Source organism: Halomonas sp. HL-93 (assembly GCF_900086985.1).
Classification (GTDB): domain Bacteria; phylum Pseudomonadota; class Gammaproteobacteria; order Pseudomonadales; family Halomonadaceae; genus Vreelandella.
Window position 1 is genome coordinate 3,243,131 of record NZ_LT593974.1, and the last position, 26,012, is coordinate 3,269,142.

A 26,012-nucleotide genomic window follows, 5' to 3' on the forward strand; every position below is an offset into this window, starting at 1 on the left:
TTAACTGCGTATTACGCTGCCACTGACTAGATCACGGATCTTGCTGGGCCGCGCGTTACCGCCTAGCTCACCCTCGATGATCGCCGCCAGTTGGTCGCCAAAGACGGCTCTTACTTCATCAGCACTGGCGGCTGGGGGGTCGCCGGCCACGTTGGCTGACGTCGACACCAGCGGGCCACCAAACGCTTCGCAGAGCGCCTGCATCAGCGGGTGGTCGGTGACCCGCAGGGCCACTTTACGATGGGCACCGCGTACCATGCCGTGGCTGCGGCCGTTATCGGGCACCAGCCAGGTATTTGGCCCCGGCCAGCTTGCCACCAGCGGGGCATGCAGCGCTAAGGGTAATTGCGCCAGCCACGGCTGAAATTGACGGATCGATGCTGCTACTAAAATGACCCCTTTGGCAGGATCGCGGGCTTTTAAACGCATTAGCCGCGCCAACGCTTCGTCGTTGTCGGGATCGCAGCTTAATCCCCACACTGCTTCCGTTGGACAGGCAATCACGCCGCCGTTGCGCAAAGCGCGAACCGCAACCTCCAGTTCAGCCGCCGTTGTCATGGATTCTCCACCCGTAATGGTAAAGGAAACATCATCTTATCATGGGCGTGGCAAACGCACCCAGCCTCCTGCCCGTGACGCTACCCAGCCGTCGATTTCCAGCATCAGCAGGCGCTGCTGACACTCGCTCACCGAACTGCCGCTTTGCTGAACCAGTGCGTCGATGGGCGTGGGCGAGGCACCCAACAAGCCGAGCAGGGCATCGGGCAGCGGTTCGTCTGCTGGCATAGACGATGCAGCGGAAAGATCAGCCATAGGTGGCGGTAGAAACTCGCTCGCCCAATGCTGCAGCTCATTGACGATGTCCTCGGGGTCGCAGGCCATCGCAGCACCCTGGCGCAGCAGCTGCAAACAACCGCGTGCCTGCTGATTATGCAACGAGCTAGGCAGGGCAAACACATCGCGGCCCTGCTCCATAGCCAGGCGGGCACTTACCAGTGAGCCGCTTTTCTCGGCCGCCTCGACCACCAGCGTGCCCAGCGACAATCCTGTCACGATGCGGTTGCGACGCGGAAAAAACGCCGGATGGGCAACAGTGCCCGGCGGGTGTTCGGCCAGCACCAGGCCACCCGGCGAATCGCTAAGCTGCTGGTAAAGCGCACGATGGCGGGCAGGGTAAATCACATCAATCCCACACCCCAATACCGCCACGCTGCTGCCACCTGCATCCAACGCGGCCTGCTGGGCCACGCCATCAACGCCTAGTGCCATCCCGCTGACAATACACCAGCCCCGGCGCGCCAATTCCCGGGCAAAGGTTTTGGCATTATGCGCGCCTTCAGCGGTGGGCCGACGCGTACCCACCATGGCCAGCGTTGGACGCTCAAGCGCGCTGAGATCGCCCTGCGCCCACAGCACCGCTGGCGGATCAGCTATTTGATTCAATAGCGGCGACCACGCCGGGTGGTCGCGGTGCAAAATAGTCCGCCCCGGTGCGTTTGATTGCCAAGCCAGGCTTGCCTCAACCGCACGCTGCAAAGGACTCTTTGACGGATGTTCATACCATAATCGAAGCGCGCTGGCCGCTTTGCTAGGCAAGGCTGCCAGCCAGCCTTCCGGCCATTGCGGTTGTCGCGCCACCAGCTCAGCAATGCGCTGAGGCCCCACGCCGGGTAATGCATTGACCACCAACCACTCCCTGGTATCCATCACATCTCCTTGCTCAATGTCTTAGCGCCCTTAACTATTTAACGTGGCGGCGTCCGCACCTGATCACCAACCTCTAGTACCGTTGAGGCTTCCATCACCAACGCATAGCTCACGCGATCATAAGGCTTGAAGACCATCAAGGTACCAGCGACCTCACTAGGCAGTGTCAGCGGCGCCTGGCTGCGCGGATCACTGACCACCTCACCTTGCTGGGCAATCTGGAAAACATGCCCGGCCTGTACGCCATCCAGCGTGCCTAGATCGATGGTCACCACCTGGAGACGGCCGATAAAGCGCACGCCGCCCGGCACGCCAATCAGCGCCCCGGATAGCTCATTACGCGGGGCTCTCGGCACCATTTCGTCACTTAGCCGCGGCGTTTCCAGCGGTAAGACAAGGTCATTATTGCGGACTTCCTGATGGGCGCTTAGCACTTCTAGCTGGGCGATATCCTCTTCGGCGCGCACGTAGCGGGCCTCACCGATCTTGATCAGCTCGGTACCCAGCGCAGTGCCATCATCAGCCACATAGGCCTCGGCGGGCCGATAAATTCCCAGGTTAGTTTGTGTTGGCACCTGCCCTCTCACATATAGCGAATCCCCCGCTCCGCTGATCAAGCGCCCCTGGTTACCGGCCACGACATAGGCCAACGCGCCGTCGGCGGGGTCGCCATTAACGATACGGTGGCCGCGCAAAAACGGCTGGATAACACTTGCGTCGATCGGTGAAATGGCTTCACGGCGAGGCACAGTCCGCATCTGGGGCGACAGTTTCACCACCTGCTGCTCTCGGGAAAGCGACAGACACGGGGCACCCTGGCAATCGCTCAGGGTGATTACATCGCCGGGGTAAATGAGATGAGGATTGTCGATATCAGGATTGGTTTGCCATAGCTCGGGCCAGTGCCAAGGTGCATGCAAGAACCGGCCGGCAAGGTCCCAAAGGGTGTCACCTGTCACCACGGTGTAACGCTCAGGGGCCGAATCGCGGACGCGCTCCCAGGCGCTGGCGTCAAGCGTGATCAATAGACACATTACGCCAATGAGCCAACCGCCCACCACGGCTCGATGCCTGTGTTGTCTAGCCCCCATCCAAACCCTCCCTACCCGACTTGGCGTCACACACTGAGGCGCCGGGCAGGCATGCCCGGAACATTGACAGCATGATATAGTGGTCGATCATAAAGTATATTGATTGCAATGTGCGGCTCACGGAGCCGTTGGATACAAAGTACGTCGATCATAGAGTACTCGATCATAAAGTTCTTGGGCACGCGGCGCTGTTAGCGGTGCTCCCAAGCGATTATTCAGCTCAGCATAACGGTGGTAGCAACGCCATGGCCAAACTCGCCATTCTCGAATTTCCTGACGAGCGCCTGCGCACCAAGGCCCAAGCAGTTCAGACCGTCGACGATGAGGTGCGCAAGCTCGTCGATGACATGCTTGAAACCATGTACGACGCCAAGGGGATCGGCCTGGCCGCGACCCAGGTAGATGTCCACCGCCGCGTGGTCGTTATGGACGTCAGCGACGACCAGTCGCAACCGCTGGTGATGATCAACCCCCAGTACACCCCGCTGGGCGACACCCAAGAGCCACTTTCCGAAGGCTGCCTGTCGATCCCGGAATACTACGCTGAAGTGCCGCGTTATCTTAACGTGGAGCTGAAAGCGCTGGACCGCAACGGCGAGCCTTACACGCTGGAAGCGGACGGCTTGCTGGCACACTGCATTCAGCACGAGTATGACCACCTAGAGGGCGTGCTGTTTGTCGATTATCTTTCGCCGCTCAAGCGTGACCGGATTCGTAAAAAAATGGAAAAGCGCCATAAGCAAATGCAGGATGCCTAACCGCGCCCGCTTTGCCCAAGTTTATCGTCACGTTCACTTTTGCCGCTAGGTCGCTCTGTCCATGTCATCATTGCGTGTTGTGTTCGCAGGTACGCCGGAATTTGCTGCCTCAAGCCTGGCCGCCCTGCTGGAAAGCCAGCACCAGGTGGTTGCCGTTTATACCCAGCCCGATCGCCCCTCGGGGCGCGGGCGCAAGCTCACCCCAAGCCCGGTTAAGCGCCTAGCGCTTGAACATGCGCTACCGGTTTACCAGCCTGAAAGCTTGAAAGCGGCCGATGCCCAGGCAACCTTGGCCTCGTTGAACGCCGACGTAATGGTAGTGGTGGCTTATGGGTTGTTACTGCCCCAGGCCGTTCTCGATATCCCCCGCCTGGGCTGCCTTAACGTCCACGCCTCGTTGCTGCCACGCTGGCGCGGCGCCGCACCTATCCAACGCGCCATTGAAGCCGGTGACAGCGTTTCCGGCGTGACCATTATGCAAATGGACGCCGGCCTGGATACCGGCGATATGCTGCATGAGGTTCGCACGCCGATCACCCCCCAGACCACCGGCGGCGACCTGCACGACCGACTGGCCCTTCAAGGCGCCAACGCGCTGGTGAGTGTGCTGGACGAACTGGAGACGGGGCACATCAAGGCGACACCCCAACCTGAAGAAGGCGTCACCTACGCCGCCAAACTCACCAAGGCCGAAGCCGAGTTGGATTTTAGCCAACCCGCCGAACAGTTGGTACGCAACATCCACGCTTTTAACCCCTGGCCTGTCGCCTGGTGCACTTTGGGCGACGACCGCCTGCGCCTGCTTAAGGCAAGTGTCGAGCCCGGCGAGCAGCAGCCGACGCCGCCCGGCACGCTACTGGCCCATGGCGAGGACCACCTGCGTATCGCCTGCGGCCAGGACGGCCATGAAGTCCTTTGCGTTAGCCGCGCCCAGCTCCCCGGCGGCAAGGCGATGCCGGTACGCGAACTACTCAACGCTCGCCAAACACGCCTCACCCACGGCACCCGCCTGGGCCCCAGCACGCAAGAAGGAGCACCGTCATGAATCAGCCTCGCGCACCGAAAGAAGGCAGCGGACAAGAAGTGCGCGCCGCCGCCGCAAGAGGACTGGTGCCAGTGCTGACCGACCGGGGGTCGCTGGCCGGGCTGGATGAGCACAGCGTGATTGCCCGTGATCGCAGCCTGCTAAAAGAGCTGTGCTACGGTACCTGCCGCCGCCTGCCGCGCCTGGAAGCACTGGCTAACCAACTGCTTAAGCAACCGCTCAAAAAACGCGACAGCGACATCCAGGCCCTGCTACTGGTGGGTATTTATCAATTACTCTATATGCGCATCCCCGCCCATGCAGCGGTAGGGGAAACCGCAGGGGCGGCGCGCTTACTCGGCAAAGATTGGGCCACCCGGGTACTGAACGGCTGCCTGCGCCGTTTGCAGCGTGAATCCGCCGACCTGCAGGCGGTCGTTGACCGCGACGCCAACGTCGCGCTCGAACATCCCGCTTGGCTGTTGAAGGCGCTTCGTCAGGCATGGCCCGAGCAGTGGCAGGCAATTGCCGAAGCCAACAATCAGCCGGGGCCCATGACGCTGCGAGTCAACCAGCGCCACCAAGACCGCGAAACCTACCTGTCGCTGCTTAATGAAAATGGCTTGAGCGGGCACCTGTGTGTTCACGCACCCGACGGCATTACGCTTGAGCAGCCCTGCGATGTCAGCACGCTACCCGGCTTTGAGCGAGGCCACGTTAGCGTTCAGGATGAAGCCGCCCAGTTAAGCGCAGCACTGCTGGGCCCCGCGCTTGCTCCGCGCCCGGGCGCCCGCGTGCTGGATGCCTGCTGCGCCCCCGGCGGGAAAACCGCTCACCTGCTGGAACAGTTTGATATTGCACTCACCGCCATTGATAGCGATAACTTACGCTTGGCGCGGGTCGAGGATGCGTTACATCGGCTAGGCCTGTTAGCCGATTTGCAACACGCCGACGCCACGCAGCGCGACTGGTGGAGCGGCACGCCATTTGATGCGATTTTGCTGGACGCCCCCTGTTCCGGCACGGGCGTCATTCGCCGCCATCCAGATATTAAAAAGCTGCGCCGCCCCGACGATATCCGCAAGTTAGCGACATTGCAGCGCCAATTGCTGGATAACCTTTGGCAATTGCTGCGCCCGGGGGGCACGCTGTTGTACGCCACCTGCTCGGTGCTGCCTGAAGAAAACAGCGATCAGGTCGAGGCCTTTCTGGCCCGCACGCCCGATGCCCGGGTCACTACGCCAGGCGACGTGGCCTGGGGCACGCCCAGCGGACCAGGTCGCCAACTGTTTCCCGAAGCAAGCAGTCACGATGGCTTTTTTTATGCCAGACTAGAGAAGCTGACTGTCTGAGGGGTCAGTCTTAGACAGTGAATTCATGACATGGAAGGAGGCACCATGAGTCATCACACCTATAAGCACATAGAGCTCACCGGCTCTTCTGAAAAAGGGATTGAAGACGCCGTGCAGAGCGCGCTCGCCAAAGCGTCTGAAACCATCCAGCATATGCGCTGGCTGGAAGTAACCGACACCCGTGGCCATATTGAAGACGGTCGGGTCGCGCACTGGCAGGTCACGGTGAAGGTCGGCTTTACTCTGGAATAATCCCCACCTGCTTTTCGGCGGCGGCTGGTTTACACTGGCCGCCGTCTTTATTGCAGCGCACGATAGCCCGCCTCGTTAAGTCAACGGGGAGTCGCTTGCGCACTTAATGGAACCGATGCTCAGCAATGAAAATTATCATTCTCGGCGCCGGCCAGGTCGGCGGCACCCTCGCGGAGCACCTCGCCCGTGAAGAAAACGATATCACCGTTGTCGATACCGACGCCAAAAAGCTGCGTGAGCTGCACACCAAGCTCGACATCCGCACGGTGACTGGCGCGGGCTCTTACCCCATTGTGTTGCGCCAGGCAGGCTGCGAAGACGCCGATATGCTGATTGCAGTGACCAGCAGCGATGAAATCAACATGATCGCTTGCCAGGTCGCGCATACCTTGTTTCGCACTCCGACCAAAATCGCCCGGGTACGCGCTACAGCCTACTTGACCCGCAAAGGGCTGTTCGCCCACGAAGCGATCCCCATCGACGTCCTGATCAGCCCCGAGCAGGTAGTCACTGATCATGTGCGCCGCTTGATTGAGCACCCTGGCGCGCTGCAGGTACTGGAGTTTGCTGGCGGACTTGTACAGCTTGTCGCCGTCAAAGCATTTTACGGCGGCCCGCTGGTTGGCCAGGACCTGGCTTTCCTGCGTCGCCATATGCCCAACGTGGATACCCGCGTGGCGGCCATTTACCGCCGTAACCGGCCGATTATCCCGCGTGGCGATACCGTGATTGAAGCCGACGACGAAGTCTTTTTCCTGGCGGCGCGGCGCGATATCCGCGCGGTGATGAGCGAGCTACGCCGAGTCGAGCGGGATTTTCGCCGGGTGGTGATTGCCGGGGGCGGCAACATCGGCGAGCGCTTGGCTGAGCATCTGGAGCACAGCCACCAGGTCAAGATAATCGAGCACAATCTGGAGCGCTGCACTACGCTCTCTGAGCGGCTTGACCGCACCGTTGTGCTCCACGGCAGTGCCACCAGCAAGCGGCTGCTGGAAGAAGAGAATATCGAGGACTGCGATATTTTCTGCGCGCTGACCAACGACGACGAGGTCAACATCATGTCGTCGCTGCTGGCCAAACGGTTAGGCGCGAAGAAGGTGCTGACGCTGATCAACAACGCCGCCTACGTCGATTTAGTTCAGGGCGGCGAGATTGATATCGCCATTTCGCCCCAGCAGGCGACCATCGGTAGCCTGCTGACCCACGTGCGGCGTGGCGATATCGTCAACGTCCACTCGCTGCGCCGGGGCGCCGCCGAAGCCATTGAAGCCATTGCCCACGGCGACAAGCAGTCGTCCAAGGTGGTCGGCCGCCCCATCCGCGAGATCGACCTCCCCGACGGCACCACCATCGGGGCGATTGTGCGCGGCAAAGACGTCATGATCGCCCACGACCACATCGTGGTGGAAAGCGGTGACCACGTCATCCTGTTCGTCATCGACAAGCGCCGCATTCGCGACGTAGAGCGCTTGTTCCAGGTAGGGCTAACGTTCTTCTAATGCTTATACTCAGCGCGCGACTTACTTACCAGCGGAGCATACGACTGCCATGAGCCTGAGGGTTATTTTGCGCATCCTGGGGCTGCTGCTGATGCTATTCAGCCTTACCATGCTGCCGCCCATGCTGATCTCGGCATGGTTTCGCGACGGCGTATGGGAGGCCTTTATGATCGCCATGGCGATCACCGTAGCGACGGGTCTGGCCTTCTACTTACCCAACCGTCGCGCTCAAAAGGAGCTGCGCGTACGCGACGGGTTTATTATCGCGGCGATGTTCTGGACGGTGCTGGCGCTGTTTGGTTCGCTGCCGCTGATGCTATTTGGCGACGAAGCGCTCAGCATGACCGATGCGGTGTTTGAGTCCTTCTCGGGGCTGACGACCACCGGCGCAACGGTGATGACAGGCATCGATTTTCTGCCCGAGTCTATCCTTTACTATCGCCAGCAGCTCCAATGGTTAGGCGGCATGGGGATCGTGGTATTGGCCGTGGCCATTTTGCCGACGCTCGGCGTGGGCGGAATGGCACTGTACCGCACCGAAATACCGGGGCCGCTTAAAGACTCCAAGCTAACCCCACGCATTACCGAAACCGCCAAGGCCCTGTGGTATATCTATGCCACGCTCACCGTGGCATGCATGATTGCCTACATGCTGGCTGGAATGGATTGGTTCGATGCATTGAGTCACAGCTTTTCAACCATCGCTAATGGCGGTTTTTCCACCTACGATGCCAGCATCGGCTATTTCGATAGCGCCACTATTGAGCTGATTTGTGTTGGCTTTATGCTGATTTCCGCGTTTAGTTTTAGCCTGCACTTTATTGCCTGGCGTGAAAAACGCCTTACCCACTACATCAACGACCCAGAAGCCCGCTTCTTGATGCTGTTTTTACTCGGGCTAATTGTTATTACGGTGCTATCGCTGTGGCTTACCGAGACATACGACACGTTGCGTGGGCTTCGTCATGGTATTTTTCAGGTGGTATCGGTAGCTACCACCGCCGGGTTTAGCGTCGCGGATTTTTCCTCCTGGCCAGGTGCGCTGCCTTTTTTGCTGTTTGTAGCGGCCTTTGTGGGAGGGTGTTCGGGGTCAACCGGTGGCGGCATGAAAGTCATCCGCATTATTTTGATCATGAAACAAGGTATGCGTGAGGTCATGCGCTTGATTCACCCTAACGCGGTCATCGCAGTTAAGGTGGGTAAAGTCAGCGTGCCCGACAGTATCGCCCAGGCGGTTTGGGGCTTCTTCTCGGTGTATGTGCTGCTGTTTTTTTTAATGTTGGTGGGCGTTATGGCCACCGGGGTTGATCAGGTAACCGCCTGGTCGACGGTGGGTTCTGCCTTAAATAACCTGGGCCCCGCACTCGGCGAAGCCAGCAGCCACTACGGCGATATGCCCAGCGTAGCCAAATGGATTTTAGTGTTTGCCATGTTGTTAGGTCGTTTGGAAATTTTCACCGTGCTGGTACTGTTTACGCCTGCCTTCTGGCGGCGCTAACCCCGCCAACGCTGCTTATTTATTTTTTGAATTGAGACGTCGTCATGACCCAGGAAGATGTTACACCGACAGTGCCCAATAGCGACGCACTACCTACCACAAGCGGCCCGATACAGGTGATTACGGTAGGCGATACGTGCTACACGCTGCTCGGCACAGCGCACGTCTCGGTAGAAAGCGCCGACGACGTGCGCCAACTGATCGACAGCGGCCGCTTCGACGCCGTTGCCATTGAACTGTGTGATGCCCGTCACCACAGCATGGCCAACCCGGATGCCATGGGCGAACAGGATCTCTTTCAAGTATTTAAACAAGGCAAGGCTGGCATGGTCGCCGCCAGTCTCGCGCTGGGAGCCTTTCAGCAACGTATCGCCGAGCAGTCGGGCATTCAGCCAGGGGCTGAAATGCGCGCGGCAGTGGAAGCCTGCCAATCAAAGCAGTTACCACTGCTGCTCGTTGACCGCGATGTAGGCATTACCCTTAAGCGCATTTACCGCAATGTGCCTTGGTGGCAGCGCTTTTCCCTATTCACCGGCTTGATCGGCAGCGTGCTGTCGAGGGAAAACGTCTCGAAAGAAGATATCGAGAAACTCAAGGAAGGCGACATCCTGGAGGCCACGTTCAGTGAGTTCGCCGCCCAGTCAGAAGCGCTGTATACCCCTCTGATTCGCGAACGCGACCGCTACATGGCGCTACGCCTTGCTGAAGATGCCCCCCCGGGGCGCTACCGCAATGTGTTGGTGGTATTAGGGGCTGGGCACCTGAAAGGCACTGGTGAACACCTGGAAGCCCCGCTACCCGCCCAGCCGCGAGATGAAATTGCCACGCTGGAAGCCACACCTCCGCCCTCCAAGCTATGGAAGCTGGCTCCCTGGCTGATCACCGCCCTGGTGCTGGTCGGTTTCGTGGTCGGCTTTTCGCGCAATACCGACCTTGGATGGCAATTGGTAATCGAATGGTTCCTGATCAATGGCATTCTCGCCGGTGGTGCCACCATTGCCGCATTGGCTCACCCGGTGACCGTTATCACCACATTTTTTGCCGCACCACTTACCTCGCTTAACCCCACCATTGGTGCCGGATTTGTGGCCGCTGGGGTGGAGCTTTATATGCGCAAACCCAAAGTGCGTGACTTTGCCACACTGCGCCACGATGTGGTGAAGCTGAAAGGCTGGTGGAAAAATCGCGTATCGCGCACGCTACTGGTGTTTATCCTCGCCACCCTTGGTTCGGCGGTGGGCACTTGGGTGGCGGGCTTCAGAATCGCGGGCACCTTGTTTGGCAGCGGTGCGTGACAGGCGCGCAACGCTTACTCTTTCGCACTGGACTCAGCGTCTCTTTTCGCTGATAAGCGCTGCATCGCTGGCGTCGGCGTTTCGATCTTGTGGTAGGAACGACTGGCAGCGTAGCTGTCGTTAAACACGTCGAAATAATCATCTAGCATAGCGGCAGCCGTCACATCGCCCCCCTGCCGCAGCAATTCAACAGCCACTTCTGCGGTGCATAAATGCGCGCTTGAGGCAGGCTTGCGCAGCCGATAGCGAGTCTCCCGCTCGGTGCGCAGTGGCAGCACCGGCAGTGCGTCAAGGTAAGGGCTTTTACGGAAGATGCGACGCGCCTGACGCCAGGTGCCATCCAGCAGTATATAGACCGGAATCTTGCCGCTGTGCTTGGCATCGACAACTGCCCCCAACGTCACCACACGGTCAGCATAGTCGGGCTGGTCATCGGGAAAGACCACAAAGGGGGAATAGCGCGGGTCTTCTAGCAGCGCCATCAAGTGCTTATCGGGCGCGGTGCGATACCAGGTAAACACCTCAGTTTGGGCCAGCACGTCGCCAATCAAGCGACCGGTATTGGTCGGTTTATAGTGCTCAAGCGGGTGGGTTAACAACCACACCTGGGCATGGCTTTCGGCTTTGACCTGATAGGGGCACAGGCAGTTGAGCTCGGGTAGGTTGCAGCCCGCACAGCGCGTAACAAAACTGCCCCGCGCTTTGAACTCACGACTGGGCGGACGCGGATGGCGCGTCATCGGGTCGCTCTCGGCGCTTGCTCTATCGGCAAGTGTATTGTACGTATCAGAAGCAGGCATCCACGCTCCAGCAATTAGCAAAGGACGCAGAGTATAAAGCAGGGCCCCCACCCAAGACGAACCCTCCGCCACCGTCAACCTTAAAACCTTTTCAAGTTGACACTAAAACCCCATCGCCGATAAAGTCTCGTCAACTTTCAAAAGCAAATAGGTTTACCCGTGACCGCCACCGTTGCCACTACCCCGACTGATGCCCCGCGCCACGACTGGACGCTTGACGAAATTAACGCGCTGTTTGCATTACCGTTCAACGATTTGCTCTTTCAGGCTCAGCAGGTTCACCGGGCACATTTTGATGCCAACGCGGTTCAGGTTTCCACCTTGCTATCGATCAAAACCGGCGCCTGCCCGGAAGATTGCAAATATTGCCCGCAGTCAGGCCACTACAATACCCAGTTGGAAAAAGAGAAGCTGCTGGAAATCGAAAAAGTCGTCGAACAAGCCAAAGCGGCTAAACAAGCAGGCGCCAGCCGTTTCTGTATGGGCGCGGCGTGGCGCAGCCCACGGGATAAGGACCTGGTGTTGGTCGAAGAGATGGTTCGCCAGGTAAAAGCGCTAGGCCTTGAAACCTGCATGACGCTGGGCATGGTCGACGACGATCAAGCCAAGCGTCTGGCGACGGCGGGACTCGACTACTACAACCATAATCTAGATACCTCACCCGACTACTACGGCGAAATCATCACCACTCGCACGTTTAGCGACCGGCTGAACACGCTAGCAACGGTGCGCGAGGCGGGTATGAAAGTCTGTTCCGGCGGTATTCTCGGCATGGGCGAAGATGCAAATGACCGCAGCGCGTTGCTACAGCAGCTGGCCAAGCTGTCGCCACACCCGGAATCCGTGCCGATCAATATGCTGGTCAAGGTCCCGGGCACGCCGCTGGAAGACGTCGAGGACCTGGACCCCATCGAGTTTATCCGCGCCATCGCCGTGGCGCGCATCATGATGCCGCAAAGCCACGTACGGCTCTCCGCGGGTCGTGAGCAGATGAGCGAATCGACTCAGGCGCTAGCATTTTTGGCCGGAGCCAACTCGATTTTCTACGGTGACAAGCTGCTGACCACTGGCAATCCCCAAGCCGATATCGACCGCGCGCTCTTTGAAAAACTCGGCCTTCACCCGGAACGTCGCGAGACCTGCGAAGATGACGCGACCCACGCCCAGCGCCTGGCCCAACAGGCCGAACAACGTGTCCGCGCAGAGCGCGTGGCTGAGCTTGCGGTCGACGCCAGTGTCTGAAGCCTGGCATCAGCGGCTGGCCTGCGCCCGCGAGGCGCGCGAACAGCAGCAGCGATGGCGCGTGCGACGCGTAAAATGCCCGGATCAACTGGACTTTGCGGGCAACGATTACCTGGGCCTTGCCTTACACCCGCGTGTGCAAGCGGCCCAGGCCGAAGGCGCGCGCCGTTTCGGCGCGGGAGCCGGCGCATCGCACTTGGTCAGTGGCCACCTGGAAATTCATGAGGCTCTGGAAGACGCCCTGGCACGCTGGACAGGGCGTCAGCGCGCCCTGCTATTTTCCACCGGTTATATGGCCAATCTGGGGGTGCTGCAAGCCTTGGCTGATCAGCATACGGCTATTTTCCACGATCGCCTCAACCATGCCTCGCTGATCGATGGAGCACAGTTAAGCGGTGCCCGCTCACGACGCTTTCACCATCGCGATAGCGGCGACCTTGCCCGCCTGCTAACGCGCAGCCAAAGCGACCATAAGTTGGTGGTCAGCGACGGGGTGTTCAGCATGGATGGCGATGTGGCGAATATTGCCACGCTGGCCCAGGTGAGCCAACAGCACCACGCCTGGCTGATGATCGACGATGCCCATGGCGTGGGCGTGCTGGGCGAGAACGGCAGCGGTTGCGTAGGCAACACATGGGGCAGCGCCGATGTGCCTATTTTGGTTGGCACCCTGGGGAAAGCGCTCGGCACGGCGGGCGCGTTTGTCGCCGGCGATGCCGCGTTGATCGAGCATATCACCCAGTTTGCCCGCAGCTATGTGTATACCACCGCCCAGCCGCCCAGCATTGCCGCCGCGACGCTGGAGGCGCTGACGATTGTGCAAATCGAACCGCAACACCGCCAGCAGCTTCAGCATAATATCGACACTTTCCGCCAGCAGGCTTACCGGCTTGGTCTGCCGCTTGGCGACTCCAGCACGCCTATACAACCGTTACGCCTAGGCAGCGAGGCCCGCACGCTCGCTTGGGCAGCAACGCTTGCCAAGCATGGTTTACAGGTCGGCGCGATTCGACCGCCTACGGTGCCCAACGGCGAGGCACGCCTGCGCATTACGCTGAGTGCCCGCCATACCCGTAGCGACATCGACCGGCTACTGGAAGGATTAGAAGCTTGCCAGCGCGAGGAGGCCGCATGCGACGCGCACCCTCAAAAAGGTTAGTTTTGCTGTCTGGCTGGGGGGTGGACCGGCGGATCTGGCAACCGCTCTCTTGCCACTGGCCCGCGCATATTGAAGCCCACGCTGTTAACTGGCCGGGCTACGGTGGTGCGCCAACACTTCCCGACGACACCACCCTAGGGCAGTTGGCAGGCGCTATGGCCGCGCAACTACCTGAGGATGCCGTATGGGTTGGCTGGTCGCTGGGCGGGCTGTTGGCAGCGGCGCTGCTCGATCATCTGCCCGCACCGCGCGGCCTAATACTGCTCGGCGCGAGCGATACTTTTTGTGCCAATGACGGCGTCACTGAGACCGAGCTAAAGGCATTTCAACGCGCCTTTCAGCGAGAGCCCATCGCAACGTGGCAGCATTTTTTACGCTGGCAAGCTCAGGGTGAACCAAACCCACGTCACGCCAATCGACAAGTGCGCGAGCTACTCGGCAATAGACCCAGCGTGGACCACAACACGCTCGCCCAAGGCCTCAACTGGCTTGCCACTATCGACAACGCCCAGCGACTAAAAGAGGCTCCTTGCCCCGTAATTCGCTTGGTAGGCGAGCATGACCCGTTAATCAGTTCCACCGCCCGCGCCCAAGCGACGCTGCTTGCCCGCACTGGCCATTGCCCAATGCTCTCGCAGCCTGCCCAGCTCACTACTGTGTTGGCAGAACAGGCGTCGCTGCTAGCCGTTAAGGAGCCCGGATGAACACCACCGCGCTACCCTCTCCGCCTACCGCGACCAGCCCGCCTAGCTGGCACACGAAGGTCGCTCGCGCCTTCTCACGTGCGGCTCCCCATTACGATGCCTTGGCCAGCGCTCAGCGCCAGATGGGCGAAACGCTTTGGGCAACCTTGCCTGACACCGCTGGGCTGAACATGTTGGATATCGGCTGCGGTACCGGCTACTGGACTCAGCGGCTCGCCACGCGCTATCCCAACGCCCGCGTTACCGGGTTGGATATCGCCCCCGGCATGCTCGCCCACGCCCAGTCGCGCTACGGCAACCTTATTCGTTGGCAGTTGGGCAACGCCGAAGCCCTTCCCTTTGCTACGGCCACATTCAACATGGTGTTTTCCAATCTGGCGATTCAGTGGTGTCGCGATATTGACGCGGTAATGGACGAACTTCAGCGGGTACTTGTGCCAGGTGGTCAAGCCTATCTCGCTACGCTGCTACCCGGCACGCTGGCCGAAGTTGCCACCGCTTGGCAACGCCCGGAAGCGCTACTGGAAACGCCCAGCCAGGATCAACTGGCATGCGCCGTGAATACCAGCGGCCTAACGCTGGTTCATCAGCGTGCCGAGCGGCGCACGTTTTTCTACCCCGACCTAAGCGCCGTGATGGCCTCCATCAAGGGGGTCGGCGCGCAGGTCGCCAGACCCAACGCCCGACTGACCCGAGGCGAGCTGACAGCTGCCCGCGCGCGTTTTGAAACCCTGCGTGAACCGCAAGGCCTGCCCGTCAGCTACCAGTGTTTAACCCTGCACTTGGAAAAATCGTCATGAGCGCATTTTTCGTTACCGGCACCGATACCGATGCGGGCAAAACGCTCGTTACCAGCACGCTGCTGTATGCCGCCAGCGTGCAAGGGCTTACTACATTAGGCCTCAAGCCGATTGCCTCGGGTAGCAGCGTCACGCCCAACGGGCTGCGCAATACCGATGCTTTGGCGCTACAGGCGCAAAGCGTGCCGCCCGTTAGCTACGCGACCATCAACCCGTGGGCTTTTGAACCCGCTATCGCGCCGCATTTGGCCGCCAGCGAGGCAGGCCAGATACTTAACGTCAGCACCGTTGTCGCCACGCTCAACGACACCCTTGCCCAAACCCCACGGGATTTAACGCTCATTGAAGGCGCGGGGGGCTGGCGCGTGCCGATTAACGACCACGAGGATTTCTGCGACATTCCCCGCGCCATGCACTTGCCGGTGATTCTGGTGGTCGGCCTGAAACTGGGCTGTCTTAACCATGCCAGACTCACCGCCGAGGCCATTGCCGCCGACGGCATGACGTTTGCGGGCTGGGTGGGCAGCGCGGTGGACCCGGCCTTTGCTGCCGACAACGCACGCCTTGAGGCCAATATCACCCACCTAAACGCCAGGCTCGAAGCCCCCTGTCTGGGCATTATTCCGCATCTCGCGACGCCCCATGCCGATACGGCCTACCGTTACCTTTCCTTGGCACCGTTACTCTCGTTGGAGCGCCTATGAACTCTCCCGTTTGGCACCCTTATGCCGATCTGAAACACCAAACACCGGCGCCCAAGGTGGTCGGCGGTGAAGGCGCACACTTTGTGCTTGAAAGCGGCGAACGCCTGCTGGATGCCACCTGCTCCTGGTGGTGCATGATCCACGGCTATGGCCATCCGCGCTTGGTGGCGGCCATTCGTGAACAGGCCGGTGAGCTTTGTCACGTGATGCTCGGCGGCCTCACCCACGAGCCTGCCGACCGCTTGGCCCGTGAGCTGGTGCGCATTACCCCCGACGGGCTTAACCACGTGTTCTATTCCGACAGCGGCTCGGTGGGCATGGAAGTGGCAATGAAAATGGCCCTTCAGTATCAGGTGCTCACCGGCCACCCTGGCAAGCGAAAGATGCTCTCGCTAATGAAGGCCTACCATGGGGATACCACCGGCTGCATGGCGGTCTGCGACCCGGAAGAAGGCATGCACGGCTTATTTACCGGCCTGCTGCCCCAGCACCACTTTGCCCCGGCACCCACGGCCCCCTATGACGCAACGCCAGAACAGATCGAACACGACCTTGGCGCCCTGCGCAGCGCCCTTGAGCATCATCATGGGGAGATCGCCGCGCTGTTGATGGAGCCGCTATTACAGGCCGCCGGCGGGCTGAACATGACCTCGCCGGACTATATTAGGGGGGCCAGAGAGCTGTGCGATGAGTTTGGCGTGCTGCTGATTTTCGACGAAGTAGCCACCGGCTTTGGCCGCACCGGCAAGCTGTTTGCCGCCGACCACGCGGGCGTCACGCCGGATATCATGGTGCTCTCCAAGGGATTGACCGGCGGTTATCTGGGCCATGCGGCGACGCTTGCCACGGATCGTGTTCACGATGCCTTTATCGGCGACAGCGAGCACCACGCCTTTATGCACGGCCCGACGTTCATGGGCAATCCGCTGGCCTGCCGCGTCGCGCTGGAAAGCCTGCGCGTGTTCGAGGAAGAGGGTTATCTGGATAAGATCGCCACGCTCAACCAATTACTGCGCCGCGAGCTGTTGGAGGACCGAGCGCTCAACGCCCACCCCGACGTGGACGACGTTCGAGTACTCGGCGCCACCGCCGTGATTGAAGCCCACTCCGCCGAGGCACTAAAAGGAGTGGCCAACTTCGCCCGCGAGCGTGGTGTTTGGCTGCGCCCCATCGGTCGCTGGCTGTATACCATGCCCGCCTACATAACGTCTGAAACAGAGATGTCACAGATTACCGACGTCATGAAGGCATGGTTTTTCGAACATTCAAGGCAACATTAAGTTGCCCTGCTTGCGCCACTGGTTGACGAGCGCGGGCACGCCTTCGCCTGCGGTGGTGTTAATCGCCAGCACACCCGGCGGTGTTAAGGCATCCGCATCGGGGTCGACCAGCGCGCAGGGCGTGTCGAGTTCGATATAGGAAAGCAACGAGGCGGCGGGCATAACGGCCAACGAGGTGCCTACCACCAGGAAAAAATCCGCTTGGCTGGCTATCTCGCAAGCGTCTTCAAACAGCGGCACCGATTCGCCAAACCAAACGACGTCCGGGCGCAACTGGCTGCCCTTGTCGCAGACATCGCCCAGAGCAATGCCGCCTTTGGTCAGCGGGTAACGCAGCCGTGGGTCCACCGAGGACCGCGCCTTCAAGATTTCGCCGTGCAGGTGCATAACGTTTCGCGACCCTGCACGCTCGTGCAGGTCATCAATGTTTTGGGTCACCACGCTGACCTTGAAGCCATCTTGCTCCAAGGCCGCCAGCGCTTTATGCGCAGCGTTGGGTTTGGCGCGGCGGATCTGCTCCCGGCGTTGATTATAAAAACCCAGTACCCGCTCAGGGTCGTGCCGCCAGCCTTCCGGCGTCGCGACTTCCTCGACCGGGTACTCTTCCCAGAGGCCGTCGCTGGCGCGGAACGTTTTGATTCCGCTTTCGACGCTAATGCCCGAACCGGTAAAGACGACTAGGTGTGGGGCTGCTGTCATGGTGTCCTCGCCGTGATTGCCTTATGTATTCCCTAATATACCAGTTGGCCCACGGTTCCCGCGAAACGCTGCTTGTTGCGATAGGGGTAGACGTCAATCACCCGGCCGTCGCGAATCGCCTTCTGCACCTCCAGCCAGTAATCAGGGTCGAAAAGCTCAGGATGCTGCGCCATAAACATATCGCGTAGCGCTTTGTTGGCGAACATGAAGGGGCCAAACTCTTCGGGAAAAATATCGTTGGGGCCGATCGACATACTGGATGCATCAACGCCCTGACCTTTAGGCATATGCCGGAACCGGCACTCGGTGATGTAGCACACCTCATCGTAATCATAAAAGATCACTCGGCCGTGGCGGGTCACGCCAAAATTCTTCAGCAGCATATCGCCGGGGAAAATATTCGCCGCTGCCATCTGCTTGATGGCGTTACCGTAATCCTTGAGCACCGTCGTTCGTTCATCCTCGCTGCACTGCTCCAGGTAGATATTCAGCGGCGTCATCATGCGCTCGGTGTAGCAATGCTTGATGATCACTTTGTCGTCTTTGAGCGATACGGTCGAGGGTGCCACCTCCAGCAAGTGCGCCAGGCAGTCAGGCGCAAAATGGTCCTTGCGAACGATAAAGTTTGAGAATTCCTGGGTATCCGCCATACGCCCTACCCGGTCGTGGCGCTTCACCAGGCGGTACTTTTCGCGCACCACTGCATGAGTGACCTCTTTGGCCGGGTCGAATTTATCCTTGATGATTTTGAATACGGTGCGAAAGCTAGGCAGCACAAACACGGCCATCACCATGCCGCGCACCCCAGGCGCAATGATGAACTGATCCTCGCGCTTCGCGACCTGTTGGTTCAAGGCACGGAAAAACTCTGTTTTGCCGTGCTTGAAGAAACCGATCGCGGCATACAGCTCACCTTCAGGCTTGTGAGGCATCAGCTCTTTCAGGTAGTCGACAAACTCGCCCGGCACCGGCACATCCACCTGAAAGTAGGCCCGCGTGAAGGAGAAAATGATCGACACTTCGTCGGTCTCGGTGAGCACCGTATCCAGATGCAGACAGGGATCGCCGCCTTGCTGCTCGCCAAAGCCTTCGCCATGCAACACCGGCAATACCAGCGGCATCTGCTCACCGCCGCCCAGAATACGCCCGACCAGATAGGCGCCTTTATTGCGGTAGAAGACGCTTTTCAAAAGCTCTATCTGGGCATCATCGGCGTGCAAGATCGCTGCGGGCAGTTGCGCTTCGAGAAGCGCCGTTCCAAGCTCGATATCGCGCTCAAGATCGGCAAACGGATTGTCAAAAGGAGCTTCCTGAAGCGCCCACGCCAACGCCTTGGGCCAGTTGCCCTTCACCGAGCACCGGCGGCATAGCTCAATGCCCGAGCGGTGTGCCGCATCCTCTCGCGAGCTATACACAAACATCCATTCGTTGCGGATATGGCGGTGTTGAAAAATCGAGCAGAACAGGGAGTTGAAAAAGGTTTCGGCCAGCTCGTAGTCAAGCCGCTGGCTGATCAAATCCGCATAATGGGTGCGCGCTTCCCCCCAGGTTTCACAGTGGGCCAATACCTCGTGAGGAAAGGTTCGCTGTAGACGCCCCAGAGTGTCGTCAACCTTCTCGCCGTAGAGGTTGATGCGTGCCGCCGACGCCTGCTGAGCATCGCGCCATGCCGCCTCACGGAAACGGCGGCTGGCATCAAAGGTGATCTGTTTAAATCGTGCACGGTACTCGTCGAAGCCGTGCAGAATAGTCGCCGCAAGGCGATACGCGGGAGAAAGTTTCACAGGCTGGCCTCCAGTCGAATTCACCTAGCGTTACTCAACGGCAAACTACATGCGAGGCGACTTTGGTGTACTGGATGATATTCCTTGAACGACAGCTTACCAGTCAGCCAGCTTACCCATTGCATTGGTGGGCAGGGCATCACCGTAGTCAATCCGAACGGGACGCTCGGCGGCGGGCCACTGAGATATGGCTTGAGCAATGGCATTGGCGGCGTCCTGCTCGCTGCCAACCGGCACCACAAACGCCTTTAGGCGATATTTATCCGTTGGCCCAGTGGTGCGCACCGCACAGTCAACCACGCTTTCCAGCCCCCTCAACCGTTGCGCCACGTGCTGGGGGTTAACATTAACGCCCCCGATCACAACGACATCGTCCTGACGGCCCAGCAACGTAAAGGTGTCTTGATCGTGCCAGCGTGTGTTGTCCAGTAGCGGTGTGGTAATACCGCCGTTAACGCGCTCTAAATGATGCGCATCGTGGCGTTGCCAATGGCTAAGTAACTGATAAGGGGCATCGCGCTGCCACCGAGTGGCGACGCCTCCGGTTTCGGTACTGCCGTAAATATCCAACAGCCCAGTTAATCCGCACGCGATCAGTGCATCCGAGGTAGCACTAGATAAAGGCGCAGTAGACGACACGCCGATTACACCTGCAGGCCAGTCCTTTTTTGACTTTGATAAATAGTCCCAGCGAGGCGGCACCGTCACCACTAAGTCCCCGGGTAATAACGAGGATAAGGCCGGGGTTTCCATGCTAAGTCGGGGGATGCCCGCGACCCCAGGCAGCGCCACACCCAACATGAAACCATATAGATGATGCAACGGCAGCCAACTGATCACTCGCTGTACCGGCACCAGCGTCGCAAAACGCTGCGCCAGGGCACTCGCCTCGGCTTCTATATCTTCCCAGCAGTGATGATGAGCGGTAGGGGTCCCAATGCTTCCCGATGTTCTAAATGTCACCCCGGATGTCTCCATCACGGCAGCCGCGACGAGCGAGGCCCAATCATCGATGCTTTGCGACATTAACAGGCGATCTTCGACCCCCGTCTCGTACAAGCAAAAGAAGTCGTTAACACAGGCAGCCAAGTGCAATCTTTCGAGGGAATCAATGCTCGGTGGGGCCTGCCAATTCGGCGCAGACGTTCCACGATAGTCCGCTAGTTCGGCGCTCAACAATGACTGCAGGACCGCTTTGCAATCGGCTTCGCTCAGCCATTGAGGCATTTGATGATCCTTTATAACACCAGGGATAGGGTAAGGCTCAAACACCGAGCCGCCTGCTCAGGTTATGACAAGCGGCACAGGGTGTTATAAACGCTTGACGAAAATCCAATACGTATCGCCTGAAATGGCTTTCTTCATGTGCACTTTTACTTTGGTGGGCGTCATCTGGTAATCGAAGACGTATTCAAACATGGTATTCAAATCGCCGTTCTTGACGCCTTCTTTAAAGCGGCCTTGAAACTCTTTGCTTTGGGTGCAGGGCGCAACCTCGGTAAAAAAGTTCTTGCCGATCACGCTTTTGGGGTCTCGCCCCGTAATGCCGCCTTCCGCTGCGTTGTACTGCATGATTTTGCCGTTGGCATCCAGTTGGATCGCGCCAAAGGCCAATTCATCCAGTTTTTTGTCATCCATCTTGGCCAGCGAGTTTTCAATATCATCGCCGCCGAACCGCACTGTTTCCATCGCCATCACCACACCTCCAGAATAAAACACCATAGTAGGGCGTTAACCCCAAAAGCTTTACAGAAAGTGTACAATACTTGTAAAACCAAGCTCAAATTAGCAGCATCGATGGTGTAAGGCAACCAACTCATACGAATGAATGACGTCAATGCCATCCTTTATTGATGCTGAGGTAATGCGTCTATACTAGCCACCTGCAAACAGAAGGGCCCGGCGGTGCGGTCAGCAATCAAAAACCCCACCTGAGTAATATTCGCTGGCTCGATAGGTGGTACGTCAGTCAGCAGCGTGCCACGGCGAACGGCTTCAAATGCCTCCCAGGGAAAGTGCAGGGTTTCCCAGGTATCTATGGATGGGGTAAATTTCACCCGATAAGCGGATGCATCTCCTAGCGAGGTGCTTTTCAGGCGCAGTTGGTAAGTGCGCCCATCACCGCGGACGGTCAACGATATGCCTTTGGCGCTTGCCAGTGCCGGTTCAAAGTCGTCGGGTTCGCGGCGAACGGAGGCAAAGCCCCCGCCGTTCTCCAGCGACACCTCGCCATGAAAACGACCTTCTCCGCCGACAACGCTGAACTGACTATGGGATTGGCCGCCCATGACGCCGTCATCAACGGCGTACCAGCGCTGCTGCTCATTGGGTTCCTTAAAGGTCAGCGTCATTAAACTACCTCGCGACTGCTTATAGATAAGAATAAGCCCCTGGCGATATATCGCCAGGGGCATATCACGGTAGCCTAATCGATGCCTCGCTTACAGCTTGGCGGCGTCAGCCGGTACGGGTTCGCTATCGTCTATCTCGTCAGGTGAAGTCACCACCAGCGCAAACTCTTCTTCAGCGGTTTTGGCAACCAGCTTATTCTTGCTGTAGAGGAAGTAATAAGCCGCCCCGGCAATGAAGAGCACAATGGTGTAATTGAAGGCGCGGGGATCAAAGGCGTATACCCCGGTAAGCGCGACCAGTGACAGCGCTAGTGCGATACCCGAGGTCACCACCCCGCCGGGGGTCTTATACGGACGCGGCAGGTCGGGCTGTTGGACGCGCAGCATGATATGGCTCAGCGCCATCAGCGCGTAGGAAATCGTGGCGCCGACCACGGCCATGCCCAGGATAAGGTCACCCTCGCCGCTCAGCGACACCAGAAACCCGAACACTCCAGGCACGATCAGCGCCAGATGCGGCACCTTGCGCCCGCTGGTCAAGGAGAGCGGCTTGGGGAGATACCCTGCCCGGGACAGCGCAAACACCAAGCGGCTGTAACCATAGATAATCGAGAAAAATGAGGCGATCAAACCGGCCAGGCCCAAGACGTTAACCAGGGTAGCGAGTGTGGGGTTACCCGCTGTATTCAGCGCATCCACCAGTGGCACGCCGCTTTGGCCGATCATTTCTGCCCCCGCGGCACCAGCTAACAGCACCACGACTAACAAGGCAGTGAACAGCAAGAACAGCATGGCCCCAATAATGCCTTTGGGCATGTCGCGCGCCGGGTCTTTGGCTTCTTCCGCCGCCAGCGGCACCCCCTCTACGGCTAAAAACAGCCACATGCCAAACGGCAGCGCTGCCCAGATACCGTACCAGCCATAGGGCATAAAGGTGCTGGCGCCCGCGGCATCGGTGGGCGCGATATCAAACAAGTTCGCCGCGTCGAAATTACCGATCAGCGCCACGGCGGTGGCAAGAATGGCGAATACCGCCAGGCCGCTGATCACCATCATGACTTTCAGTGCTTCACCGACTCCCGCCAGGTGAATACCGATAAATACGGCATAAAACAGCAGGTAAACCAGCGGGCCGTTGATGCCCAGCAATGACTCCACCGCAGCGCCGATAAAGATCACAATCGCCGCTGGCGCCAGCGCGTATTCGATCAGTACCGCAAGTCCGGTTAAGTAACCGCCCGCCGGGCCCATCGCCTGTCGGGCAAAGCTGTAGCCGCCGCCCGCCGCCGGGATCGCTGCCGACATTTCCGCAAGCGACAGCACCAGCGCCAGATACATCAGCGCCATCAGGCAGGCGGCAATCGCAAAGCCGCCCCAGCCCGCTTCGGCAATACCAAAGTTCCAGCCGGCGAAGTCGCCTGAAATCACATAGGAAACCCCAAGCCCCGCCAGCAGCATCCAGCCAGCCGTGCCTTTACGCAATTGGCGTTTTGCCAGATACGCTTGATCTACCGTTGGTTGAGTCATCGTTTTTGCCCTTTTCAGTGAGGAACGCAATCGTTGTCAGCGGCGTGCTGGCTAGCGGTGTTGGTTCCGTATTGTTGTATGGATATTGTTATGTGGTCGTCGTTATTAGAGGGTCACAAAAGCAAGTGCCCACTAATCCGCCACCAGGAAGTTACGTGTCGAATCAATCGCCCCCGACGCTTCCCCTTCCAGTACGTCGTCTTCGCTGCGGTCTTTGAGCTGAACGCCGGACAACTTACGCTTTCGAGCCTCTGTTAACAGCAGCACAAGTCGGCGCGCCGCTTCCTCTGCCTTCAAGCCAGCCGGGCGTACGTTAGAAATGCAGTTACGCCGGTCATCTTTTAACCCTGGCTCGGGCGCCCAGGTCAGATACAGCCCCAGGCTGTCCGGCGAACTTAGCCCTGGCCGTTCGCCGATCATCACCAGCACAGCATCGGCATTGAGCAGCGCGCCAACCTCATCGCCAATTGCCACCCGCCCCTGCTCAACAATGGTTAACGGCGCTAGCTGCCAATCGGCGGCATCGCTGTCCAGCAGCTGATAAAGCGCGCCAAGAAACGGCGCACTGTTCTGCTGCACGCCCAGTGCCGATAGCCCATCAACAATCACTACGGCGAGGTCATAGCGCTGCTGAGACATAGCGGCCTGCTGCAACTGCTCGCGGGTTTCATCGTTGAGGCGACGGCCATAGTCAGGACGCTGCAAATACGTGGCGCGGTCCTGGGCATGGCTATGTAAACGCAGCGGCGCCTCGGACAGCTCAAGCGTTTTCGATAACTCTGTGGCGAGTGTTTGCACATCTAGCGGGCAGTGAACGGCATCCTGGGCCTGAGCATGGGCTAGCTGAAATTCCAGCAGTTTGCTGGTCGGCAGACTAATGCCAGCCCGCCCCAGGCCAATCCGCGCATCGGTAAACGCATTTAAGCGCTCCCAGGGGTTCTCTACCACGATGGGTGTTGATTCATCATGTGCCATGGCGTGGCTCCTTGGGCAGGTGGCGCAGGCTGTTGGCAAAGGCGGCAGGCAGTTGGTCGTTGAGCCGGTGGGTGCTGACATCCTGGAAAATCTGCATCTCTTCGAGCCAGCGCTCAAATTCGGGTGCCGCCTTCAGCCCCAGCACCCGCCGCGCATAGAGCGCATCGTGGAAGGAGGTGGTCTGGTAATTGAGCATAATGTCGTCAGAACCAGGGATGCCCATAATGAAGTTGCAGCCCGCCACGCCAAGTAGCGTGAGCAGGTTATCCATATCATTCTGATCGGCCTCGGCGTGATTGGTGTAGCAAACGTCGCAGCCCATGGGTACGCCCAATAGCTTGCCGCAGAAATGGTCTTCAAGCCCCGCGCGGGTGATCTCTTTACCGTCGAACAAGTACTCGGGGCCGATAAACCCCACTACGGTATTCACCAGCAGCGGATTAAATTTGCGCGCTACCGCATAGGCGCGGGCCTCGCAGGTTTGCTGGTCGAGTCCGTGGTGCGCATCCGCAGAGAGCGAGCTGCCCTGGCCGGTTTCGAAGTACATCACGTTGCGGCCCACCGTGCCGCGATTGAGCGATTGCGCCGCGGCTTCAGCTTCGGCGAGGGTGCTCAAGTCAAAGCCAAAACTGCGGTTAGTGGCTTCAGTGCCGCCAATGGATTGAAAGACCAAATCCACCGGCGCGCCCTGCTCTATGGCTTCCAAGGTATTCGTCACATGCGTCAGCACGCAGGATTGGGTGGGGATTTGATACTTCTGGATCACCTCATCCATCAGGCGCATCAGTTTGACGCTTTGGGCAACGTTATCGGTGGCCGGATTAATGCCGATCACCGCATCACCGCTGCCGTACAACAGCCCATCAAGAATACTAGCGGCAATGCCGGTCACATCGTCGGTGGGGTGGTTGGGCTGTAGCCGGGTTGAAAGCCGGCCCGGCAGGCCGATGGTGTTGCGAAACGCCGTGGTCACCTGGCATTTTTTGGCGACCAGAATCAGGTCCTGATTGCGCATCAGCTTGCTGACGGCAGCGGCCATTTCGGGGGTTATACCCGCTTTTACTTGCGTCAGTACCTCGCTGGTGGCGTGATCAGACAACAGCCAGTTACGAAAATCGCCTACGGTAAGGTGGCTGATAGGGGCGAAAGCGTCGGCATCATGGTCATCAATGATCAGCCGGGTGATCTCATCCTCTTCGTAGGGAATCAAGGCGTCGTTCAAAAAAGTAGTCAGCGGAATATCCGCCAGCACCATCTGGGCGACTACCCGCTCTTCGGCGCTCTCAGCGATCACCCCCGCCAAACGGTCGCCAGCGCGCGAGGGCGTGGCTTTAGCCATCAGTTCAGCTAGGCCCGCAAAGCGGTAACGGCGGCTGCCCAGCGTGGAGTGATAGGTCTGTGCCATAAAGCGTTCCTTCTGGCGAAAGCGCGCGCTATAAAAAAGCGCTAAGGTACGAAACTTGCTTGTTTCTACCTTAGCGCTATCACTTAAAGGGGAGTATCAAGTTTTG

25 protein-coding genes are annotated in these 26,012 nt (G+C 59.0%); 13 read left to right on the top strand and 12 right to left on the bottom strand.

Going from position 1 to position 26,012, the window contains the following annotated elements; genetic code table 11:
• From GA0071314_RS15035 to GA0071314_RS15045, 3 genes are read right to left on the bottom strand one after another with little or no spacing between them, the layout of a single operon-like run.
• Complete coding sequence (locus tag GA0071314_RS15035; RefSeq protein WP_074397400.1) at window positions 1–558, bottom strand: L-threonylcarbamoyladenylate synthase; 558 nt, start codon at window positions 556–558, stop codon at window positions 1–3.
• 39 nt (window positions 559–597) lie between these two features.
• Entirely contained in the window at window positions 598–1,707 is a 1,110-nt protein-coding gene (gene dprA / locus GA0071314_RS15040; RefSeq protein ID WP_074397401.1) for a DNA-processing protein DprA, read from the bottom strand.
• 38 nt (window positions 1,708–1,745) lie between these two features.
• Window positions 1,746–2,798 (bottom strand): LysM peptidoglycan-binding domain-containing protein, encoded by a 1,053-nt coding sequence (locus GA0071314_RS15045; protein WP_074397402.1) that lies wholly within the window; start codon window positions 2,796–2,798, stop codon window positions 1,746–1,748.
• A 245-nt stretch (window positions 2,799–3,043) separates the two neighbouring features.
• Between GA0071314_RS15045 and def the strand changes: the two genes are divergently transcribed.
• The 7 genes from def (at window position 3,044) to GA0071314_RS15080 (ending at window position 10,476) form a co-directional block, all read left to right on the top strand.
• Entirely contained in the window at window positions 3,044–3,556 is a 513-nt protein-coding gene (def, locus tag GA0071314_RS15050) for a peptide deformylase (RefSeq protein ID WP_074398554.1), read from the top strand.
• Window positions 3,557–3,617: 61 nt separating this feature from the next.
• Window positions 3,618–4,601: a methionyl-tRNA formyltransferase gene (gene fmt, locus GA0071314_RS15055; RefSeq protein ID WP_074397403.1), complete on the top strand. Its 984-nt coding sequence runs from the start codon at window positions 3,618–3,620 to the stop codon at window positions 4,599–4,601.
• On the top strand, window positions 4,598–5,932 hold the full coding sequence (gene rsmB, locus GA0071314_RS15060) for a 16S rRNA (cytosine(967)-C(5))-methyltransferase RsmB (RefSeq protein ID WP_074397404.1): 1,335 nt from the start codon (window positions 4,598–4,600) through the stop codon (window positions 5,930–5,932). The genes fmt and rsmB overlap by 4 nt, the downstream gene beginning before the upstream one ends.
• 45 nt (window positions 5,933–5,977) lie before the next feature.
• Window positions 5,978–6,184, top strand: coding sequence for a dodecin (locus GA0071314_RS15065; protein WP_074397405.1), 207 nt, complete (start codon window positions 5,978–5,980; stop codon window positions 6,182–6,184).
• A gap of 125 nt (window positions 6,185–6,309) precedes the next feature.
• Window positions 6,310–7,683 carry a Trk system potassium transporter TrkA gene (trkA, locus tag GA0071314_RS15070; RefSeq protein ID WP_074397406.1) on the top strand — a complete coding sequence of 458 codons (1,374 nt, stop codon included), beginning with the start codon at window positions 6,310–6,312 and terminating at the stop codon, window positions 7,681–7,683.
• 49 nt (window positions 7,684–7,732) lie between these two features.
• Window positions 7,733–9,181, top strand: coding sequence for a TrkH family potassium uptake protein (locus GA0071314_RS15075; protein ID WP_074397407.1), 1,449 nt, complete (start codon window positions 7,733–7,735; stop codon window positions 9,179–9,181).
• Between the two features lie 44 nt (window positions 9,182–9,225).
• Window positions 9,226–10,476 (top strand): TraB/GumN family protein, encoded by a 1,251-nt coding sequence (locus GA0071314_RS15080; RefSeq protein WP_074397408.1) that lies wholly within the window; start codon window positions 9,226–9,228, stop codon window positions 10,474–10,476.
• 14 nt (window positions 10,477–10,490) lie between these two features.
• Here the strand turns inward: GA0071314_RS15080 and GA0071314_RS15085 are convergent, their stop codons facing one another.
• Window positions 10,491–11,276 carry a tRNA-uridine aminocarboxypropyltransferase gene (locus GA0071314_RS15085; protein ID WP_074397409.1) on the bottom strand — a complete coding sequence of 262 codons (786 nt, stop codon included), beginning with the start codon at window positions 11,274–11,276 and terminating at the stop codon, window positions 10,491–10,493.
• 159 nt (window positions 11,277–11,435) lie between these two features.
• On the opposite strand from GA0071314_RS15085, the gene bioB reads away from it, so the two are divergent.
• From bioB to bioA, 6 genes are read left to right on the top strand one after another with little or no spacing between them, the layout of a single operon-like run.
• Window positions 11,436–12,518 (top strand): biotin synthase BioB, encoded by a 1,083-nt coding sequence (gene bioB, locus GA0071314_RS15090; RefSeq protein ID WP_074397410.1) that lies wholly within the window; start codon window positions 11,436–11,438, stop codon window positions 12,516–12,518.
• Window positions 12,511–13,677 carry an 8-amino-7-oxononanoate synthase gene (gene bioF / locus GA0071314_RS15095; protein ID WP_074397411.1) on the top strand — a complete coding sequence of 389 codons (1,167 nt, stop codon included), beginning with the start codon at window positions 12,511–12,513 and terminating at the stop codon, window positions 13,675–13,677. The genes bioB and bioF overlap by 8 nt, the downstream gene beginning before the upstream one ends.
• Window positions 13,650–14,381 (top strand): alpha/beta fold hydrolase, encoded by a 732-nt coding sequence (locus GA0071314_RS15100; protein WP_074397412.1) that lies wholly within the window; start codon window positions 13,650–13,652, stop codon window positions 14,379–14,381. Before bioF ends, GA0071314_RS15100 begins: the two co-directional genes overlap by 28 nt.
• Window positions 14,378–15,181: a methyltransferase domain-containing protein gene (locus tag GA0071314_RS15105; RefSeq protein WP_074397413.1), complete on the top strand. Its 804-nt coding sequence runs from the start codon at window positions 14,378–14,380 to the stop codon at window positions 15,179–15,181. Before GA0071314_RS15100 ends, GA0071314_RS15105 begins: the two co-directional genes overlap by 4 nt.
• Window positions 15,178–15,885 (top strand): dethiobiotin synthase, encoded by a 708-nt coding sequence (bioD, locus tag GA0071314_RS15110; protein WP_074397414.1) that lies wholly within the window; start codon window positions 15,178–15,180, stop codon window positions 15,883–15,885. The genes GA0071314_RS15105 and bioD overlap by 4 nt, the downstream gene beginning before the upstream one ends.
• On the top strand, window positions 15,882–17,165 hold the full coding sequence (gene bioA / locus GA0071314_RS15115) for an adenosylmethionine--8-amino-7-oxononanoate transaminase (RefSeq protein WP_074397415.1): 1,284 nt from the start codon (window positions 15,882–15,884) through the stop codon (window positions 17,163–17,165). Before bioD ends, bioA begins: the two co-directional genes overlap by 4 nt.
• Here the strand turns inward: bioA and GA0071314_RS15120 are convergent.
• The 8 genes from GA0071314_RS15120 to GA0071314_RS15155 form a co-directional block, all read right to left on the bottom strand.
• On the bottom strand, window positions 17,151–17,864 hold the full coding sequence (locus GA0071314_RS15120) for an SIR2 family NAD-dependent protein deacylase (RefSeq protein WP_074397416.1): 714 nt from the start codon (window positions 17,862–17,864) through the stop codon (window positions 17,151–17,153). The two genes, bioA and GA0071314_RS15120, sit on opposite strands and share 15 nt — an antisense overlap.
• 32 nt (window positions 17,865–17,896) lie before the next feature.
• Window positions 17,897–19,648 carry a bifunctional isocitrate dehydrogenase kinase/phosphatase gene (gene aceK / locus GA0071314_RS15125; RefSeq protein WP_074397417.1) on the bottom strand — a complete coding sequence of 584 codons (1,752 nt, stop codon included), beginning with the start codon at window positions 19,646–19,648 and terminating at the stop codon, window positions 17,897–17,899.
• A gap of 96 nt (window positions 19,649–19,744) precedes the next feature.
• Window positions 19,745–20,875, bottom strand: coding sequence for an AMP-binding protein (locus tag GA0071314_RS15130; protein ID WP_074397418.1), 1,131 nt, complete (start codon window positions 20,873–20,875; stop codon window positions 19,745–19,747).
• An 84-nt stretch (window positions 20,876–20,959) separates the two neighbouring features.
• Entirely contained in the window at window positions 20,960–21,343 is a 384-nt protein-coding gene (gene pyp, locus GA0071314_RS15135) for a photoactive yellow protein (protein ID WP_074397419.1), read from the bottom strand.
• A gap of 152 nt (window positions 21,344–21,495) precedes the next feature.
• Window positions 21,496–21,999, bottom strand: a complete 504-nt coding sequence (locus GA0071314_RS15140) for a CIA30 family protein (protein ID WP_074398555.1) — start codon at window positions 21,997–21,999, stop codon at window positions 21,496–21,498.
• A gap of 90 nt (window positions 22,000–22,089) precedes the next feature.
• Window positions 22,090–23,526 (bottom strand): ethanolamine permease, encoded by a 1,437-nt coding sequence (gene eat / locus GA0071314_RS15145; protein ID WP_074397420.1) that lies wholly within the window; start codon window positions 23,524–23,526, stop codon window positions 22,090–22,092.
• Window positions 23,527–23,658: 132 nt separating this feature from the next.
• Window positions 23,659–24,501 (bottom strand): ethanolamine ammonia-lyase subunit EutC, encoded by an 843-nt coding sequence (gene eutC, locus GA0071314_RS15150; RefSeq protein WP_074397421.1) that lies wholly within the window; start codon window positions 24,499–24,501, stop codon window positions 23,659–23,661.
• Window positions 24,491–25,906, bottom strand: coding sequence for an ethanolamine ammonia-lyase subunit EutB (locus GA0071314_RS15155; RefSeq protein ID WP_074397422.1), 1,416 nt, complete (start codon window positions 25,904–25,906; stop codon window positions 24,491–24,493). The genes eutC and GA0071314_RS15155 overlap by 11 nt, the downstream gene beginning before the upstream one ends.
• Between the last annotated feature and the right edge of the window lie 106 nt (window positions 25,907–26,012).